At 66.5% G+C, this 16362-nt stretch carries 20 protein-coding genes; 18 read left to right on the forward strand and 2 right to left on the reverse strand.

The window, feature by feature from the left end; translation table 11 throughout:
* A partial coding sequence (locus tag NSE01_RS21590) for a hypothetical protein (RefSeq protein ID WP_218033308.1) occupies positions 1 to 291 on the forward strand: 291 nt, incomplete at its 5' end.
* A gap of 20 nt (positions 292 to 311) precedes the next feature.
* Here NSE01_RS21590 and NSE01_RS19315 read toward each other — a convergent pair.
* Together NSE01_RS19315 and NSE01_RS19320 are read right to left on the reverse strand one after the other, a co-directional pair.
* The gene (locus tag NSE01_RS19315; RefSeq protein ID WP_147161236.1) at positions 312 to 527 is read right to left on the reverse strand and encodes a helix-turn-helix transcriptional regulator; all 216 of its coding nucleotides are present in this window, start codon (positions 525 to 527) and stop codon (positions 312 to 314) included.
* Complete coding sequence (locus NSE01_RS19320; protein ID WP_147161237.1) at positions 520 to 1005, reverse strand: hypothetical protein; 486 nt, start codon at positions 1003 to 1005, stop codon at positions 520 to 522. Before NSE01_RS19320 ends, NSE01_RS19315 begins: the two co-directional genes overlap by 8 nt.
* Positions 1006 to 1372: 367 nt before the next feature.
* Between NSE01_RS19320 and NSE01_RS19325 the strand changes: the two genes are divergently transcribed.
* The 17 genes from NSE01_RS19325 to NSE01_RS19405 are packed head-to-tail and all read left to right on the forward strand — an operon-like array spanning position 1373 to position 16358.
* Entirely contained in the window at positions 1373 to 1687 is a 315-nt protein-coding gene (locus tag NSE01_RS19325) for a DUF2523 domain-containing protein (protein WP_147161238.1), read from the forward strand.
* Between the two features lie 37 nt (positions 1688 to 1724).
* On the forward strand, positions 1725 to 2012 hold the full coding sequence (gene traL / locus NSE01_RS19330) for a type IV conjugative transfer system protein TraL (RefSeq protein WP_147161239.1): 288 nt from the start codon (positions 1725 to 1727) through the stop codon (positions 2010 to 2012).
* Positions 2013 to 2024: 12 nt separating this feature from the next.
* On the forward strand, positions 2025 to 2588 hold the full coding sequence (locus tag NSE01_RS19335) for a type IV conjugative transfer system protein TraE (RefSeq protein WP_147161240.1): 564 nt from the start codon (positions 2025 to 2027) through the stop codon (positions 2586 to 2588).
* A gap of 3 nt (positions 2589 to 2591) precedes the next feature.
* Positions 2592 to 3410 carry a type-F conjugative transfer system secretin TraK gene (locus NSE01_RS19340; RefSeq protein WP_147161241.1) on the forward strand — a complete coding sequence of 273 codons (819 nt, stop codon included), beginning with the start codon at positions 2592 to 2594 and terminating at the stop codon, positions 3408 to 3410.
* Positions 3410 to 4738, forward strand: a complete 1329-nt coding sequence (locus tag NSE01_RS19345; RefSeq protein ID WP_147161242.1) for a TraB/VirB10 family protein — start codon at positions 3410 to 3412, stop codon at positions 4736 to 4738. The genes NSE01_RS19340 and NSE01_RS19345 overlap by 1 nt, the downstream gene beginning before the upstream one ends.
* Entirely contained in the window at positions 4735 to 5604 is an 870-nt protein-coding gene (locus NSE01_RS19350; RefSeq protein WP_147161243.1) for a DsbC family protein, read from the forward strand. The genes NSE01_RS19345 and NSE01_RS19350 overlap by 4 nt, the downstream gene beginning before the upstream one ends.
* Positions 5604 to 6197 (forward strand): hypothetical protein, encoded by a 594-nt coding sequence (locus NSE01_RS19355; RefSeq protein WP_147161244.1) that lies wholly within the window; start codon positions 5604 to 5606, stop codon positions 6195 to 6197. The genes NSE01_RS19350 and NSE01_RS19355 overlap by 1 nt, the downstream gene beginning before the upstream one ends.
* On the forward strand, positions 6194 to 8746 hold the full coding sequence (gene traC / locus NSE01_RS19360; protein WP_147161245.1) for a type IV secretion system protein TraC: 2553 nt from the start codon (positions 6194 to 6196) through the stop codon (positions 8744 to 8746). Before NSE01_RS19355 ends, traC begins: the two co-directional genes overlap by 4 nt.
* Complete coding sequence (locus NSE01_RS19365) at positions 8746 to 9132, forward strand: hypothetical protein (RefSeq protein WP_147161246.1); 387 nt, start codon at positions 8746 to 8748, stop codon at positions 9130 to 9132. Before traC ends, NSE01_RS19365 begins: the two co-directional genes overlap by 1 nt.
* Entirely contained in the window at positions 9125 to 9508 is a 384-nt protein-coding gene (locus NSE01_RS19370) for a TrbI F-type domain-containing protein (protein WP_147161247.1), read from the forward strand. The genes NSE01_RS19365 and NSE01_RS19370 overlap by 8 nt, the downstream gene beginning before the upstream one ends.
* The gene (locus NSE01_RS19375; RefSeq protein ID WP_147161248.1) at positions 9508 to 10029 is read left to right on the forward strand and encodes a S26 family signal peptidase; all 522 of its coding nucleotides are present in this window, start codon (positions 9508 to 9510) and stop codon (positions 10027 to 10029) included. The genes NSE01_RS19370 and NSE01_RS19375 overlap by 1 nt, the downstream gene beginning before the upstream one ends.
* A complete protein-coding gene (traW, locus tag NSE01_RS19380; RefSeq protein WP_147161249.1) occupies positions 10026 to 10655 on the forward strand; it encodes a type-F conjugative transfer system protein TraW in 630 nt (209 codons plus the stop codon). Before NSE01_RS19375 ends, traW begins: the two co-directional genes overlap by 4 nt.
* Positions 10652 to 11665, forward strand: a complete 1014-nt coding sequence (gene traU / locus NSE01_RS19385; RefSeq protein ID WP_147161250.1) for a conjugal transfer pilus assembly protein TraU — start codon at positions 10652 to 10654, stop codon at positions 11663 to 11665. The genes traW and traU overlap by 4 nt, the downstream gene beginning before the upstream one ends.
* On the forward strand, positions 11662 to 12414 hold the full coding sequence (gene trbC / locus NSE01_RS19390) for a type-F conjugative transfer system pilin assembly protein TrbC (RefSeq protein WP_147161251.1): 753 nt from the start codon (positions 11662 to 11664) through the stop codon (positions 12412 to 12414). Before traU ends, trbC begins: the two co-directional genes overlap by 4 nt.
* On the forward strand, positions 12411 to 14120 hold the full coding sequence (locus NSE01_RS19395) for a conjugal transfer protein TraN (RefSeq protein ID WP_147161252.1): 1710 nt from the start codon (positions 12411 to 12413) through the stop codon (positions 14118 to 14120). The genes trbC and NSE01_RS19395 overlap by 4 nt, the downstream gene beginning before the upstream one ends.
* Positions 14117 to 14932: a conjugal transfer protein TraF gene (locus tag NSE01_RS19400; RefSeq protein WP_246135295.1), complete on the forward strand. Its 816-nt coding sequence runs from the start codon at positions 14117 to 14119 to the stop codon at positions 14930 to 14932. The genes NSE01_RS19395 and NSE01_RS19400 overlap by 4 nt, the downstream gene beginning before the upstream one ends.
* Entirely contained in the window at positions 14922 to 16358 is a 1437-nt protein-coding gene (locus NSE01_RS19405; protein ID WP_147161253.1) for a conjugal transfer protein TraH, read from the forward strand. The genes NSE01_RS19400 and NSE01_RS19405 overlap by 11 nt, the downstream gene beginning before the upstream one ends.
* Positions 16359 to 16362 lie beyond the last annotated feature (4 nt).

Here is a 16362-nt window from a genome sequence, read left to right on the forward strand (position 1 = left end):
CCCAGCATCTCGCCGCTTGCGTCCCTTCATCATGATATTCCACTTTTCTACGATGGCTCCGTATCCGTCAGCGAGTCCGGTCAAGAGGTGAGCTCGTCTTGTAAGGTTCTGAAGCCAAAATGTGGTTTGACCATAGACAAGGCAGCCATCGAGATACTCGATCGCCAACTTATCGGTGGTTCGCAGAGGTTCATCGCGAGCCTGTCATTCTCGGAGGGTGTCCCACTCGAATTCGAACTTCCTTTCGAACTCGCCTCGACGGGGACGATCGATAACACCGCTGCTAGCTAGCCACCGCTTGGACTGGATCTTTAATCAAGCCGCATAGCGATCCAGTTTTGGATATCGTCTTCTGCCCAAGCCACCGCATATCCACCCAACTGTACCGGCTTCGGAAACTTGCCCTCGCTCATCCAGCGGTAGATCGTCGATCGACCAAGCCCGACGCGGTGCTGGACTTCCTTGAGACGGATCAGTCGCGTCACCCGCTTCGGTTCGGGAACACTGTCCGGTGCCATCTCAGCCATGACGACCTCCCGCTCCCAGAGTGTCGCCAAGGAGCGCGTCCTTGCGTTCGAGCTCGTCGATATGATCGGCAAGCAGCCGGGCGACGCGGTGGGCGGTGCCCTTGGCCCAGCGCGGTTTCACATCGTGGACCTGGTTGCCGAGCACCCGCTCGAGCGCTCCGGGCAACTCCCCGATGAACTCCTCGAAGAACTGCGCGATGTCGGTCTGCAGCCAGCGCGTGGTGAGATCGCCGCCGGCACCGAGGAACAAAAGCAACTGGGCGTGCGGCGACATGCCGGCCGAAGCCAGGATGCGCAGCGCTTCGCCAACAGTTGGGCTGCGCTCGCCAACAAGAGTCCGGCGCAGCGCGTCCTTATGAATCTCGGCCTCGCGCGCGATTTCGCAGCGATTGCGGCCGCTCAGTTCAACGGCCGTATGCAGCAGCTGGGCGAGGTCACGCCTGATCTGGGTCTCGCCGAGCATTGCCATGTCGATCATTGGGTTCCTCCTGTCTTTGCATGATCGACTCGCCTGGTAAGCCCAGAGGAAGGGTGTAGGAAAACGAAAAGAACAAAAAAGGAACAGATAGGACAAGGCGAATCACCGCTGCCAGACGATTCGCGCAAAATCGGGTCAGCCAATCGCGCTAACCGGCTTGCCTGGCGCGATATCCGGCCGAATTGGCGCTCAGCGCGGCACGGTCCGCGCAGAACCACGCACTGACCGCCTCCAATGTCGCTTTTTGCTTGGCGACGGTTCCCAAATCGCAGCGCGGCATTTCCTACAGGGGCGGTCGCAGGACACCAAGAACAGACAGCGAACGGTTTGCCGCTTGCTGCTTCTTCAACCCTTGGAGTTCCTGCCCATGAATACCCCTCTGCAGCTTGCCCGGCGTCCCCGGCTCAAGGACTACATTGTCCCCGCCCTGGTCGCGCTGGCTTGTGCCGGTGCGGCCTATGCCGGCGCCGATACCACCTTCGATCCCGCGCTCACCAAATTCACGGATTTCCTGGAGGGTTCGGGCGGCAAGATCATCACCGTGCTGAGCCTCGCGGGCGGCCTCATCGGCCTCGCCTCGGGCCGCTTCACCCTCGGCCAGATCGCCGTCCCGGTGGGCGTCGGCATCGGCGTCGGCACTGGCGTGCCGATCGTCACCTCGGTCGTGACCGCGGTCATCTGAACAGCGGATCCGGTCACGCAACTGGAGGGCGGCACGCATGGCCGACAGGTACCTCGTTCCCCAACGCCTCGACGACCCGGAGCTCATCGGCTTCTGGACCATCGACGAGTTCGCGGGGCTTCTGGTCCCCTTCACCTGGGGGATCCTGGCGCAGCACATCTTCATCGGGATCGCTCTGTCCTTTGCGACCTGGTTCGTCTTGCGGAAGGCGAAATCCGGAAATGCGGGCTCGGCGCTGGTGCATGCTGCCTACTGGTACCTGCCGGGTGGTCTTCTCGGACTGAAGGCCACGCCGCCCTCCCACTGCCGCCTGCTGGCCGGCTGAGGGAGACACGCGATGCGCGCAGAATTCGCTTACGAGGAGGCGCAGAAGTACCTGCGCCAGCGCAACCAGCTGGCCCTGGTCGCCGGGGTGCTTGCGGTCACCACGCTCTTCGGCGTGGGGGCTGCCGCGACCCGGGACCGCGAGCTGGTTCTGGTGCCGGTCACCAGTGAACGGCTGGCGCTGTCGAGCGCCGGACCCGACGCGCACTACCTCGAGCTCGTCACCCGCGACACCGCGCTGATGCTGCTTAACCGGAGCCCGCAAGGCCTCGACTACTGGATGGCCGCGATCCTGGGGATCGCCGACCCGGCAGCGCATGGACGCCTCAAGGCGGAGCTCGTCAAGATCGTCGACGAGCAGCGCGGCTCGGACATCAGCCAGGCCTTCGTCATCCGCAAGATGGAGGTGGATCCTGCCGGCCTGACCTCAACCGTCACCGGGACCCTCAAGACCTTCGTCGGCGCCCAGGTGATCGCCAGCAACGATCGCAGCTTCCGCTTCCGCTGGACCAAGCGGGGCCTCGCCCTCGCGCTCTCCGGCTTCGAGCAGCTGCAAGACCCAAACCAGAAGGACTGACCCATGGCCCCGAGCTCTCTCACCCCATGCCTATCACCCGCGCTTGGCGCCGGTCTCGCCTGCTTCGGCCTTGGCGCGGCGCGCCGGATCGACCCCGGCTTCAAAGCTTTCGGCGCGGCGCTGTGCGTCCTCGCCTTCACAGCGAACCCGGCCTTTGCCGACCAGTTCGTCGAGGCGGCCGATAACGCCAAGGTCGACTGCGTGCTCTCGCGCGGCGAACTCACCCGTATTGCACTGGTCGGCGACGGCTTCGCCAATGTCTCGAAGATCGCCAGCGCTTACCCCTACAACGATTTCACGGTCACCCATGAGCCGGTGCGCGGTGACATCTACATCTCGGTCCCGCCGCAGTTCGCCGCCGACCGGGTGAGCTTCTTCGCGACCAGCAAGGCGGGCTACGTCTACAAGTTCGCCTGCAAGACCGCAGCCCAGGAAGCGAGCCAGATCTTTGTCACCAACCCGGCGCTCAAGGCGCACGAGGCGGGCGACTGGGAGCAGGCCAGCGGCCCCGAGGATGCGGCGCTGCGGCTGATCGAGGCGATGGCGGGCGATGCGGTGCTCCCCGGCTTTTCGGCGCGGACCGAACTCGGGCTGCCGCGCAAGACCGGCGGGATCGAGGTCCAGCTGGTCGCCGAATATGTCGGCGCCGAGCTCACCGGCCAGCGCTTCGTGCTGCGCAATCTCGGCAAGGAACCGCTCGATCTCGCCGCCGACCACGAAGGCCCGGCCGGCACGATCGCCTTTGCCTATGGCCGCGACACGCTCGGCCCGAACGAGGCAACCAGCGCCTTCCTGGTCTTCCGCAAGGGAGGGCTCGAATAATGGCCAACGATCCCAAACCGGCCCAGGCCGAAGTGTCCGCCGAGCAGGTCGAAGCGGTCACCACCCCGGAAAGCCGCCGCGAGCAAGGTCGGCGCAACCTCAATCGCCAGATCGCGCAGCGCCAGAAGCTGCTGCTCGTGGGTGTCGGCGGACTCGCGCTGATCGGCGGGGCGACCTTCCTGTTCAGCGGCGATGACGCCAAGCATGCCGGTGCCGCGGGTGATCCCGTCACCATCGATACGGGCGGCCTCGTCAATCGCAATCTATCCGAGCGCGAGTTCGTCGCGACCTACGGCAACCGCGCCGATGCGCAGGACCGCGAAATCAAGGCGCTCAAGGACGGCCAGGTTCCCCGGCCCGAGCTCGAACAGCAGCTCGCCGCGCTCAAGAGCGAGAACGCGCAGATGCGCACCGATGGCCAGCACGCGATCGATGCGATCTCGGCCGAGAACGCAGCGCTCAAGGCCCAGCTCGACCAAGCGGCGCGTGCGCCAGCGACACCCCTGCCGCCGCCGCCCGCCTATGGGCCCGGTGCTGGCGTAGGTGCCAGTGCCCGCCCGGCGGGTGCAGGACCAGGAAACGAAGAGCAGAAGGTCAGCCTGATGAGCTTCGAGACCGGCAATGCCGGCCCCAAGAAGCCCGCCACTGACAATGCGGCCCCGCAGCTGCTGCTGCAGGATAGCCCCGATTACCTCCCGCCCAACTCCTATGCCCCGGCGCGGGTAATCGTCGGGGTCGATGCCTCGACCGGCGTTGCCAGCCAGACCGACCCGCTTCCGGTTGTGCTCAGGATCACCGGCCCGGCGCGCTCGGTGATGCGCGGCGGCCGGGTGCTGACCACCGACCTCACCGGTTGCCTCGTCAACGGCGCGGCGCGCGGCGACCTCTCGAGCGAGAAGGTCTACGTCAAGCTCGCCCGGATGACCTGCGCGCAGCCCGATGGCCGCTACGCGGTCAGCGAGGTCAAGGGCTTCATCAGCTTCGCCGGCAAGTCGGGCGTGCGCGGCCGGGTCGTCAGCCGCGAGGGCAGCCTCGTCGGCCAGGCGCTGATCGCCGGGATCGTCGGCGGGTTCGGTCGAGGCTTCTCGGCCAACGCCAACTCGGTCTTCACCCAGACCACCGGCGCGGACGGCAAGCGCCAGGCGCTCTCGCCAACCGACATCCTCGCCGGCGGCTTCGGCCAAGGGGCGGGCGAAGCCGCCGACACGGTGAGCAAGTACCTCATCGAGAGGGCCGAACAATACCAACCCGTCGTCGAGATGCCGACCGGCATCGAGGTCGAGATCGTCTTTCTCGACGGCGTTCACGTCAGGAGCAATACGAAATGAACTACATCGAATTCCAACCCGGGCTCAAAGCCCGGGCGGCTACCGCCGCGCTCGCGCTTGCCGGAACCTTGACCGTGCTCGGTCTCGGGCTGGCGACACTGACCTCTGAGCCCGCGCTCGCGAGCGAAATGACTGCGGATGTGCGCGCCGCGCTCGCCGCGCGGCTGCCCAAGACGCCGATCGATGCGCTCAATTGCGAGGGCTTCGGCGGCCTTTGCGAAGTGGTTTCGGGCAAGACGCTGTTCTACGTCGACCAAGCTGCCCGCTACCTCGTCGTCGGCCGGCTCTACGACATGGAAACGCGCCGCGATGTCACCGCCGCGCGCCTGCTCGAGCTCAACCCTGACCTCATCGCCGCGGGCGCGGCGCGCGCAGGCAAGGACGCCGCCGAAAAGGGTGACGAGCCTGGCCCGGCGGTTCCCACGCATGTCGACCTCAATTTGCTGCCGACCGATGGCGCGATCCATTGGGGCAATCCCGCTGCTCCCAAGGTCGTGGTCTTCTCCGATTTCCAGTGCGGCTACTGCCAGCGCCTGACCGGCGAACTGGCCAAGGCCGGAGTTCGCGTCGAGGAACGCCCGATCTCGATCTTCGGGGCCAAGAGCCGGGCCTTGTCCGAGGCGGTGCTCTGCGCGGCCGATCCCGCCGAGGCGCTGCACCGGGCTTACGCAGGTCAGGCCCCGGCTCCGCGCAAGAACTGCAAGGCCAAGGGGCTCGAGGCCAACGAAGCTTTCGCCAAGGCGAATGGCTTCAACGGCACCCCTGTCATGGTCCGCCCGAGCGATGGCGCGGTGCTCCAGGGCTACCGCCCCGCTGCGGAAATCCGCCGCTTCCTCGGCCTCGACCAGAGCAAGGGAGACCGCTGATGGGCAAGATCGCCATCCATCGTCCGCTGGCGCTCGCCGCGCTCGTGCTTGCCAGTTCCGGCTGCGCTATGCTCGGCGGCAACGTCAAGGGCAGCTTCACCTGCAAGGCGCCAGCAGGCGACTGTGCACCGACCTCGGTGATCGACGAACGCGCGATCCGCGCAGCCATCAACGAGACGGTGACAACGCTCGCCGAGCACCGGGCCGACCGCCCGGCCGACCGTGGCCCTGGCGCCGACCGGCTCAAGGTCGTGCTCGCCGCCTTCCGCGATGCACAAGGCCGCACCCACGAAGCGCGGGTCGTCGAAGTGCCGCTGCCCGATCCGATCGGCAAACACTTCAAGGATCCGGCGAGCCGGCGCGAAGTCGCCCGGGCGCTCGCCCGTGTGGTCGCCGCCGCGCGGCAGCCGCAGGACCAGGCCGTTCCAGCGCCCGATCCCGAACCCACCATTTCCGCCTTGCCGGACGTGCTGACTGCCCCCTCGCAGCACGCTCCGGCCGGGGGACCCGGCCCCTCCCTCAGCCCCAGCCGGGTCCCCCACCTTGAACACCAGGCCGAAGCGCCGGTCGCAACCGAAAGTCCGAAGCCATGACCTATTCGCTCGCCAAGGCCCGCGACGCGCTGATGGGCTCGCTCTTTGCCGACACGGCCGCTGCCGAGAAACCGCGCGCGGGATTTGCGCTCGACATGCTCTCCGACTGGCTCCCCTACCGGGTCTACGACGAGAGCGCCGGGCTCTACCGCAATGCGCGTTCGAAAGGCTTCATCCTCGAGGTCACCCCGCTGATCGGCGCCGACGAACGTACCGGCGAGATCCTCGGGCAGTTCTTCTCCGAAGGGCTGCCCGAGGGAGCCTGCCTCCAGGTGCTCAACTTCGCCAGCCCGCGGATCGGCCAAGTCGTCTCGCCGTGGTTCGCCCCGCGCTACGAGCAGGGCGGGATCTACGAGGCGATCGGGCGCGAGCGGATCGCGCGGTTCTACGATCTCGTTTGGGAAAGCGGCTCGGTCCATGCGCCGTTCCATGTCCGCAGCACCCGGCTGATCGTCTCGCTCGGGGTGCCCGAAGGCAGCAAGGTCAGCGACGGCGAACTCGGCGAATGCCGCGAGGGCCTGCTCGGGCTGATCCATTCGCTCGGGCTCGAAGCCCATGCGCTCCGCCCTTCGGCCCTGATTGGCCTGGTCGACGAGCTCACCTCGCCGACCACGGCGCGCGAGCCCGAGCCCAGCCACTGGAACCCGCTCGAGCAGATCGACGTCCAGGCCATCCGCCGCGACATCGAGATCGAGGTCGAGGACGACCGCCTGGTCCTGCGGACCGAGCGGTTTCGCGAAGTGGGGCGCGACAAGACTGGGCACCCCCAGGTCGGCGAGTGCCTGCCCGACAGCTTTGACTTGCGCCATTTCGCGGTGCGCTCGTTTCCCGAGCGCTGGGCGCCGTGGGAATGCGCACGGCTGATCGGCGACATGTTCACCGACAAGCTGCGCTTTCCTTGTCCGACCGCGACCATGTTGTGCCTGGTCTATCCAGACCAGGAAGCCGCTTCGGCGCGCGCGGGCTACAAGTTCATGCGCACCACCAGTCTCAGCCAGACCAAAAGCGCGCGCTTCCTTCCCAAGCTTGCCGACCAATCGGCCGAGTGGCGCCACGTCCAGAGCGAGATCCAGGCCGGCAAGAAGCTGGTCAAGCTGTTCTACGGGCTCACCAGCTATTCGCCGCTCGGCCAGGGCGACGCGCATGAGCGGGTGATCAAGGCGATCTTCAAGGCCGCGGGCTGGGATTTGGCTGACGAACGATTCCTCCAGCTCCAGGGCCTGGTCGCGGCCTTTCCGCTGAGCCTCGCTGACGGGCTTGCCGACGACATGCAGCGCCTGAAGCGCATGCGGACCATGCTCTCGACCACGGCGGCGAACATTGCGCCGATGCAGGGTGAGTACCTCGGCCGGGCGGTGCCCCATCTCCTGCTCGTCGGTCGCCGCGGCCAACCATTCTGGTGGTCGCCGTTCGAGAACGGCGCGGGCAACCACAACATCGCGATTTGCGGCAAGTCGGGATCGGGCAAGTCGGTCCTGCTCCAGGAACTCTGCGCGGCGCTGCGCGGGGCGGGCGCCAAGGTCGTGGTGATCGACGACGGCCGTTCGTTCGAGCACTCGGTCAAGCTCCAGGGCGGGCGCTTCGTCGAGTTCACGCTCGCCGCCGGGTTCTCGCTCAATCCCTTCTCGATGGTCGATGATGCCCGCGCCGAAGCCGACGAGGACTACCGGCTCGATTGCTTCGCGATGATCAAGGCAATCGTCGGCCAAATGGCGCGCCACGGCGACAAGCCCAGCGACACCGAGCGCGGGCTGATCGACCGAGCGGTCACCACGGTCTGGGACACGCTCGGGAGCGGCGGCTCGATCGATGACATTGCCGCCACGCTGAGCAGCGGCGGCGGCGAGCTCGGAACAAACCTCGCGACCGCGATCGCGCCCTATTGCCGCGGCGGCTCCTACGGCGGGTTCTTCTCGGGGCGAGCCAGCTTCGCGCTCGACGATGATTTCACGGTCTTCGAGATGAGCGATCTCGCCAGCCGGGAGGAGCTCAGAAGCGTGGTCCTCTCGGCGATCATGTTCATGACCGGCCAGGCCATGACCCGGACCTCGCGCGCGACCAAGAAGCTGCTGCTGATCGACGAGGCCTGGTCGATGCTCAAGGGCGGGTCGATGGGCGAATTCGTCGAGACTTACGCGCGCACCGCGCGCAAGTACGGCGGCGCGCTCGCGACCGCGACCCAGAGCCTCAACGATTACTACAAGTCCGACGGCGCGCGCGCGGCGCTCGAGAACAGCGACTGGATGCTGATCCTCCAGCAGAAGGCCGAGACGATTGCCGATTTCCGGCAGAGTTCGCGGCTCGACATGGACGACCGGACCGAGACGCTGATCCGCTCGCTGAAGCGATCAGGCGCAGAATACTCGGAGATCTTCATCAAGGGTCCCGAGACCGAGGCGGTCGGCCGCCTGGTGCTCGATCCGCTTTCGGCGACGATCTTCTCCTCCGATCCCGAGACCTATGCCGCGATCCAGGCGCTCGAAGCGCGCGGGCTCCCGCTCGCCGATGCGATCCGCCAAGTCGCCGGCCTTGCAGAAAGAGCCGGCTGATGCCCTTCCACCAGACCCCGTTCGACCACATCGGCACCTGGTCGCCGCCCATCCGGCTGCTGCCCTTTCTCCAGGGGACCTGCTTCGTCCTGATCGAGGCGGCGCGGTTCGCGGTCTCGAGCCTGCTGATCGTGCTCGGCGTGCCGCTGTTCCTGTTCCTGCTGGTCGCAGGCTGGGACCTGTCGCTGCTCTTCAGCCAGCTCATGAACCTCGCCGAGCACTACCGCGATGCCGACGCAGTGCGCCGGCTCGGCTTCTCGCAGGACCTCCAGGGCGCGTTCGTGATCCTGACCCTTGGCGTGTTGCTGCTGCGCGCACCCCGGTTCCTGCGGCGCCTCGACGCCGCACTCGCTCCCAGCCCTTCCAAGGAGGCCGACCATGGCTGATGCTCCCCGACTGCCATCTTTCAATCGCGTGCTCGCCTTGCGTCTCGGGGCGGTTCTGCTCCTGGTCGGGCTCCTGCTTTGGGGCGCCTGGGTCAGCCGCGAGCTCGCGCGCCCGCGCGAACAGATCGTCACGGTGCGCCTTGCGGAAACCATCGCGCGCTTCGTTGATGCCGAGGCCCGCGCGCAGAAGGATCCCCAGGAAGGCCAAGCCCGCACGCTGGCCTACCTCAAGGCGGCCGAAGCCGCGGTCAAGGACATGGGCACGGGCGGACGGGTGGTGCTGGTCGCCGAAGCGGTCCTGGCCGGCGAAGTGCCTGACGCAACCCCAGAGCTCGAGCGGCGGATTGCCGCGCGCCTCGCTGCGGAGATGCAATGATGACCCAGCGCTTTGCCGCTCTTGCCCGGGCGCTCAAACGCCCTCTGATCCTCACCGGCCTGGTCGCCTTGCCCTTCGCCTGGGCGCCGCTCGCCGCGTTCGGCGAGAGCCATGCCTTCCTGATCAACACCAGCCCGAGCCTGCCCAACTGGGCGTTCTGGCTCGACAAGGCGGCGCCGATCGGCGCGGGCAGCCTGATCTTCTTCGAACCGCCGGCTTCGCCGCTGCTGGAGCGGCATTTCGGCAAGGGACCACACATGTTCGGCAAGCGCGTCCTCGGTCTACCCGGCGATCGGGTAAGCCACCAGGGTGCAGACGTCCTGATCAACGGGCGCAAGGTCGCCGTGCGGCTCTCGCGCACACGGCTCGGCCTCGCGCTCACCCCCGGACCCGAAGGCGAGATCCCGCGCGGCTGCTACTATGTCGGCAGCGACCATCCCCGCGGCTTCGACAGCCGCTACGCCGAGGTCGGCTTTGCCTGCCGCGGCCAGATCCTCGGCAGCGGAAGGGCAATCCTGTGAGGCGCGCACTTCTCTTGCCGCTCGCCCTCGTGCTGGCGGGTCCGGTCCAGGCGCGCGACTACGGCCAGCAGGGCACGGTCTTCCCGCTGATCGAACGCGACCTGCTTCAGCAGATCCATGCCCGGCTCCTCGCCATGGAGCAGTCGGGTGAAACCGCCCGGCTCAACGAGGAGCTGAAGCGGCGGACAGTGGCCCGGGTCGAGCGGCCCGAACCGGTCGCCGGGCTGGTCCGCGCCCAAGCCGCGCGGCAGTGGTCGTTCGATCCGACGATCACGCTCGAAACCGATATTCGAGGTGCCAAGGGCGAGCTCATCCATGCGCGCGGCACCCGGGTCAACCCGCTCGACAGTGTCGAGCTGCGCGCAGATCTCCTGTTCTTCGATGGCGACGATCCCGACCAGCTCGCTTGGGCGCTCCGCCAGTCGCCTGGTGCCAAGCTGATCCTCGTGCGCGGCGCACCGCTGCAACTGATGAAGGCCCGCCAGCGCCGTTTCTACTTCGACCAGGGCGGCAAGCTCAGCACGCATTTTGCGATCCGCGCGGTCCCGGCCCGCGTGCGCCAGCAAGGCCGGCTGCTCGAAGTGAGCGAGATCGTCCTTCCCCAGGCCAAGGGAGCCCGGCCATGAAACGTCTTCGCAAGATCGCCGCCGCCGCGCTTGGCGCGCTGGGCCTGGCGCTGGCCAGCCCGGCCAGCGCCGCTGCAGGTCCTGGCCGCTGCACTGGTAGCTTCGTCAATCCGATCACGGACATCTGCTGGTCGTGCCTGTTCCCGATCTCGGTTGGCGGGCTCAAGATCTGGCCTTCGAACCGGCCCGATCCCGACAACCCCGACCTGCCGCTGTGCCTCTGCGGCCTGCGGCCGGGGATCGCCCTGGGCTTCTGGGAGCCGGTCCGGCTCGCCGACGTCTCGATGAAGCCCTGGTGTTTCGTCAACCTCGGCGGGATGAAGCTCGACCCCGGGTTCGATATCGGCTTCCGCTCGATCAAGGGGCCCTCGGCGGTCGGCGGCGCAAGCCAGAACTATTCGAGCTGGCACGTCCACTGGTACGCCTATCCGCTGATCTACTGGATGGAGATCGTCGCCGACTTCCTCTGCCTCGAGTCCGGCTCGATCGACATCCTCTACATCTCCGAGATCGACCCGCTCTGGCAGGACAGCGAGCTCACCGCGATCATCAACCCCGAGGCGGTGCTCTTCGCCAACCCGCTGGCGCTCGCCGCCTGCGCGGCGGACTGCGTTGCCTCGACGGTGAAGCTGCCGATTGACGAGATGTTCTGGTGCGCGGGCTGCCAGGGCTCGATGTACCCGATGAACGGCAACGTCTCGGCTTCGATTGGCCACGTCCAGGCCTCGCGGCTCGTGCTGTCGCGCTTCGCCTACAAGCTCCACCGCGAGCTCGTCGCCTGGGGGACGATGGGCGGCAAGGGACTTTGCGGCAAGTACCTGATGCCGGTGATGCGGAAGCAGCAATACCGCTTCCAGGCCACCAATCCGAACCCGGCGACCAAGGGACGCTACGCCTGTCCCCCGATCGGGGCCGCCACCACCTTTCAATCGGCCGGACAGGTCATTCCCGCGATCGGCGAGGACATGGGCTACCTCGTCTGGCGCAAGCGGAACTGCTGCGCGCTATGAACCGGAAACTCCTCCTCTTGCCGCTCGCTGCGGGGATCTCGCTCGCTGGACTGGCGCTCGCGCAGAGCACGCCCGACGACATCGATCTTGCGGCAATTCGGGCCAATGCCGCGCAGCATGCCGAGGATGCCGAGGCGCTCGCAGCCACGGTTCGCCGCCGAGCCGAGGCTGTGCAGGACCAGGCGGTGCAAAGCCAGGGCGATGCACAAGCGAGCGCGGCGCGCTATGCTGAGAGCCTGCCGCCCTTGGTGCAATCGAGCGACACCTTCGACTTCGAAGCCATGGTCAAGAGCCGCGCCGAGGCGGAGAAGGCGCCGCTTTCCGAAGGCCCGCGCTTCATCGCTTTTGCCAGCCTGTCGATGCCGCCCGAAGCCTTGAAGGCGCTGGTCCGTGACATGGGCCGCGCGGGCGGGGTCACGGTTCTGCGCGGGTTTCCGGCAGGCGATGCCGCGCGGTTCAAGCAGACCCTGGCGGCCATCTGGCAAGGCGCGGACGCTCCGGCCGCGCTCGGGATCGATCCCCGGCTGTTTCGCGCCTTTCACATCGATGCGGCGCCAAGCTTCGTCATGACGGCCAGCGACTTTGCGCCATGCGACGGCTTCGACTGCCAGGACACGCCGCCGCCGCACGACCGGCTCACCGGCAATGTCACGGTGGCCCAGGTCCTCGAGACGTTCAGCCAAGGCGGCGGCCCGGGCGCCGCGCTTGCCCGCCTCCATCTCGCCCGGCTCGAGGGAGAGGATCGATGAAGGCCGTCTTCAAATCGCTCGCTGCTGCGCTGCTTGCCATCAATTCCATTCCTGCCGCCGCGCAAACGACCTCGGACGCCAAGGCCGATGGCAAGGCGTTCGGCGCGGCGATCATGGACCGCGCCAAGGATGCGGCAACGACCGCGCCCGACGCCGCGCGGGTGCCGGGGTTCGATCCCGCCGCCACCCAAGGTCTTGAGGGCCTCGCGAGCAATCCCGACCGGATCGAGGGCGCGGCCCGCAGCGCCGCAACCACCAACCCGGCAGTGCGCGCGATCGAGGGCAGCATGCGCAGCCGCGCGAAGTTCTCGCCGCAGGAGATCGAGAGCATTCTCGCGCGGTCGGGTGCGATCAGCGAGACCCCGCTCGACTACACCAGCGGCATGACGGTCTCGGGATCGGCGGGCAATTGCGTGCCATTGCCGCCCGGTACCGGTTCGGTCGGCACCTACATGGCGACCTGCAATACCGGCTATACCGCCGAGCAGAAGAGCGCGGGCTGCCAGGTGACGCTCGATGCGAGCGCCACTACCGTCACCGACTATCTCTATTACTGTCCGCGGCTTGATCCCGAGTGCACCACTTTCGATCTCCCGATCTGCCAGCTGACCGGCAGCCACCCCGGTCCCTGTCTGCAAGGTTACAAGGAGGGTACCCGGTTCATCTGCACCGAGCCGGGCGATCCGATTGCCGAATATACCTGCTCGGCGCCGGTGACCGGGGCCACCCCGATCAGCGTGACCTCTCGGCAGGTCGTCTCCACCATCAGGAACGAAAGCCAATGCGCCCCGCTCGCCAGCGATAGCAATTGCACGCTCGGCACCGAGGTCTGCACCGACAGCGATCCGGTTACCCGGATCGTCGACGGGATCGCGGTGACGCAGCCCTGCTGGGCCTGGCAGCGCGGCTATACCTGCACGGTCAGGACCCCCGGCAACGATTGCGGCGAGCTTGAAGCCAATGGCGCCTGCAAGTTCGTGCGCGAGGATTGCCTGACCGATGACTCGCCATGTTCGACCGCTGAGCGGGTTTACGCGTGCCCGGTCCCGGCCGGGCAGAACACCGGGCAGCAATATGTCTGTGACGGCGATGTCTACTGCATCGACGGGTCGTGCGAGACAATTCAAAGAGAAGCCAACGACGAATTCAAGGATGCCGTCGTCGCCTTGAACGCAATGGACCAGGCGCGCCGCGAGTTCGATCCGGCGACCATGACCCTGTTCAAGGGTACGCGCGAGACCTGCTCGTCCAAGGTCTTCGGGATCCTCAACTGCTGCAAGGGCAAGGGCTTCCCACTGATCCCGGGGATCCAGCTGCTCGTCATGCTCGGTTGCAGCCGCGAAGAGGTCCTGCTCCACGAGCGCGATGTCCAGGGCCTGTGTGCCTATGTCGGGACCTATTGCTCGTCGAGCTTCCTCGGGGTCTGCCTGACCAAGAAGAAGGTCTACTGCTGCTTCGAATCCAAGCTCAGCCGCATCCTCCAGGAACAGGGCCGCGCTCAGCTGCCCAAACCGTGGGCCAAGCCCAAGACCGAGCAGTGCCTTGGCTTCACCCTCGAGGAGTTCGCCCGGCTCGACCTCAGCCGCATGGATTTCTCCGAAGTCTACGCCGAGTTCACCGACGCCGCACGGCTCCCCGACGAGCTCCAGACCTCCGAGCTCATCCAGCAGAAAATCCGCGACTATTACGAAAGGAGCACTCCATGAGCGCGCTTCGCACCGGGCTTGCTGCCATACTGATGGCAGCAGTCTCCACCACGGCGATACCGCTGCAGGCCCAAGCGCCGCGCCAGGAACAGGCCGGAGCGCAGAGCGGCGACAGCTTCTACTGCGCCGAGCGCCGGCTCGGGTACTGGTTCTACTGCGTTCGGCCGAAGGCGCCGCCAGCAGACCAGGCGCCGCCGCATGCAAGCTCGGCCGCGGCCCAGCTCGACGCGATCACGACGACGCTGCGCGAACTCAAGGCCCGGGCGATCATCGAGCCCAGCCCGGAGAACGTGACCGCCTATATCCGTTTCCAGCGCGAGCAGCTCGACCGGGCCTCGCTATTCTCCGACGTCTGGCAACGCGCGATCTGGCAGGACCCGGAGCTCGACTACACGCTCGAGCGCCCGGTCGGGACGCTGGCCAAACGGCAATGGCAAGATGCGCGTACCGCCGAGCGTGACACGGTCATGTCACATCTCTCAGAGCGTTATGGCCTGTTCTACTTCTTTGCCCAGACCTGCGGCGCCTGCGAAGTCATGAGCCCGATCGTCAAGTCGGTGGCCGATCGCTGGCACCTCACGGTCCGGGCCATCTCGACCGACGGCGGTCCTTCGCGGCATTTTCCGAACTACAGCGTCGAGAACGGCCAGCGACCCCGCATGGGCCTCGAGCCCCGGATCACGCCGGCGCTGGTGCTGTGGGACAGTGTCGCCAAGCGCCCGATCCCGATCGGATACGGGGTCCTTTCGGCCGACGAACTGCAGGACCGCATCTTTCTCCTGACCTCCAAGGAAGCCGGCCATGATTACTAAGCTGCGCAAAGTGGCGCTCGCGCTCGCCGCGTCGAGCCTCGCTGTCACTCCGCTCCAGGCCAATGTCGGTGACAGCATGGACCGCTTCATGGACGACATGGGCGCGGCCGGGAACGTCACCGGACCGACCGCGTTCCAGGGCCAATCGGCGGGCTATTACAGCCTAGGCAATGTCTGGACGCGCTTTCCCCAGAAGACGACCAACTTGGCCAACCTGCAATTGCCCCGCGCCCGGGCGGGCTGCGGCGGGATCGACATCTTCGCAGGGAGCTTCAGCTTCATCAACGCGAGCGAGATCGTCGCGCTCCTGAAAGCCGTCGCCAACAATGCCGTCGGGTTCGCCTTCAGCCTGGCGATCGACACGGTCTGCCCCGAGTGCTCGAAGATCATGCAGGAGTTCGCGCAAAAGGCGCAGCTCATGAATAACCTCAACATCAACTCCTGCGAACTGGCGCAGGGGCTGGTGGGCGGGATCTGGCCCAAGGGCGATCTTGCCGACAAGGCGGTGTGCGAAGCGATCGGCAACAGCGAGGGCATCTTCACCGACTATGCCGCTGCCAAGCACGGCTGCGGGACGCGGGGGCAGCGATCGAGCACGCTCCAGAACGGCAACGGCAAGTACGATGACGTCAATCCCGGCGTGGCGCGGAACTACACCTGGACCATCCTCAAGAAGTCCGCGTTCTTCTCGCCGAACGGCCAGTTCGACCAGGAGCTTGCCGAATATGCGATGACCTTGCTCGGCACGATCATCTACGTGCCCCCAAAGGACGACGAGCCGGGCAAGTTCGTGCCGATCGTCGGCGAAAGCTCCTCGACGCTGGTCACCTCGCTGCTTGACGGCACCAGCAATGGTAACGTGCTGATCTTCCACTGCGACGAGCCCGATAAGTGCCTCGATCCCGGGTTCAGGTCGCTCAACCTGCCGATCTCGAAGTCACTGCGCCACCGCGTGTCGGTCCTCATCGACGGCATGGTCCAGGCAGTGCGGACCGATACGGCGATCACCGAGGCAGAAAAGGAGCTGCTCCAGGTCTCGAGCGTGCCGCTCTACAAGATCCTGACCGTCCAGGCCGCCTATGGCCGCGGCATGGCCACGGACGATCGCGAAACGCTCGCCGAACTGGCCAGCATCGACCTGTTGTTCGCCGTGCTCGACCGGATCGTCAGCGAGGCCGGCCGTTCGATGTCGAGCTTCATCGGGGCTGACGAGGCCAAGATCCAGATGTGGCAAGCCCAAGTCAACACGGTGCGCCAGGCGCTCGCCGACCGGCAGTCGAACACGCACCTCAAGGTCCTCGGGATCATGCAGATCATCGAGAAGACCGCGATGATCGAGAACATGCTGGCGGCCTCAATGTCGCCTTCGATGGCGGCATCGCTCGACTGGTCGCGCGCGCTCCAATCCCGTTCCATCGTTCCATAGGGGC

Origin of the sequence: Novosphingobium sediminis, from assembly GCF_007991615.1 — a bacterium.
In the GTDB taxonomy this organism is placed as follows: Bacteria; Pseudomonadota; Alphaproteobacteria; order Sphingomonadales; family Sphingomonadaceae; genus Novosphingobium; species Novosphingobium sediminis.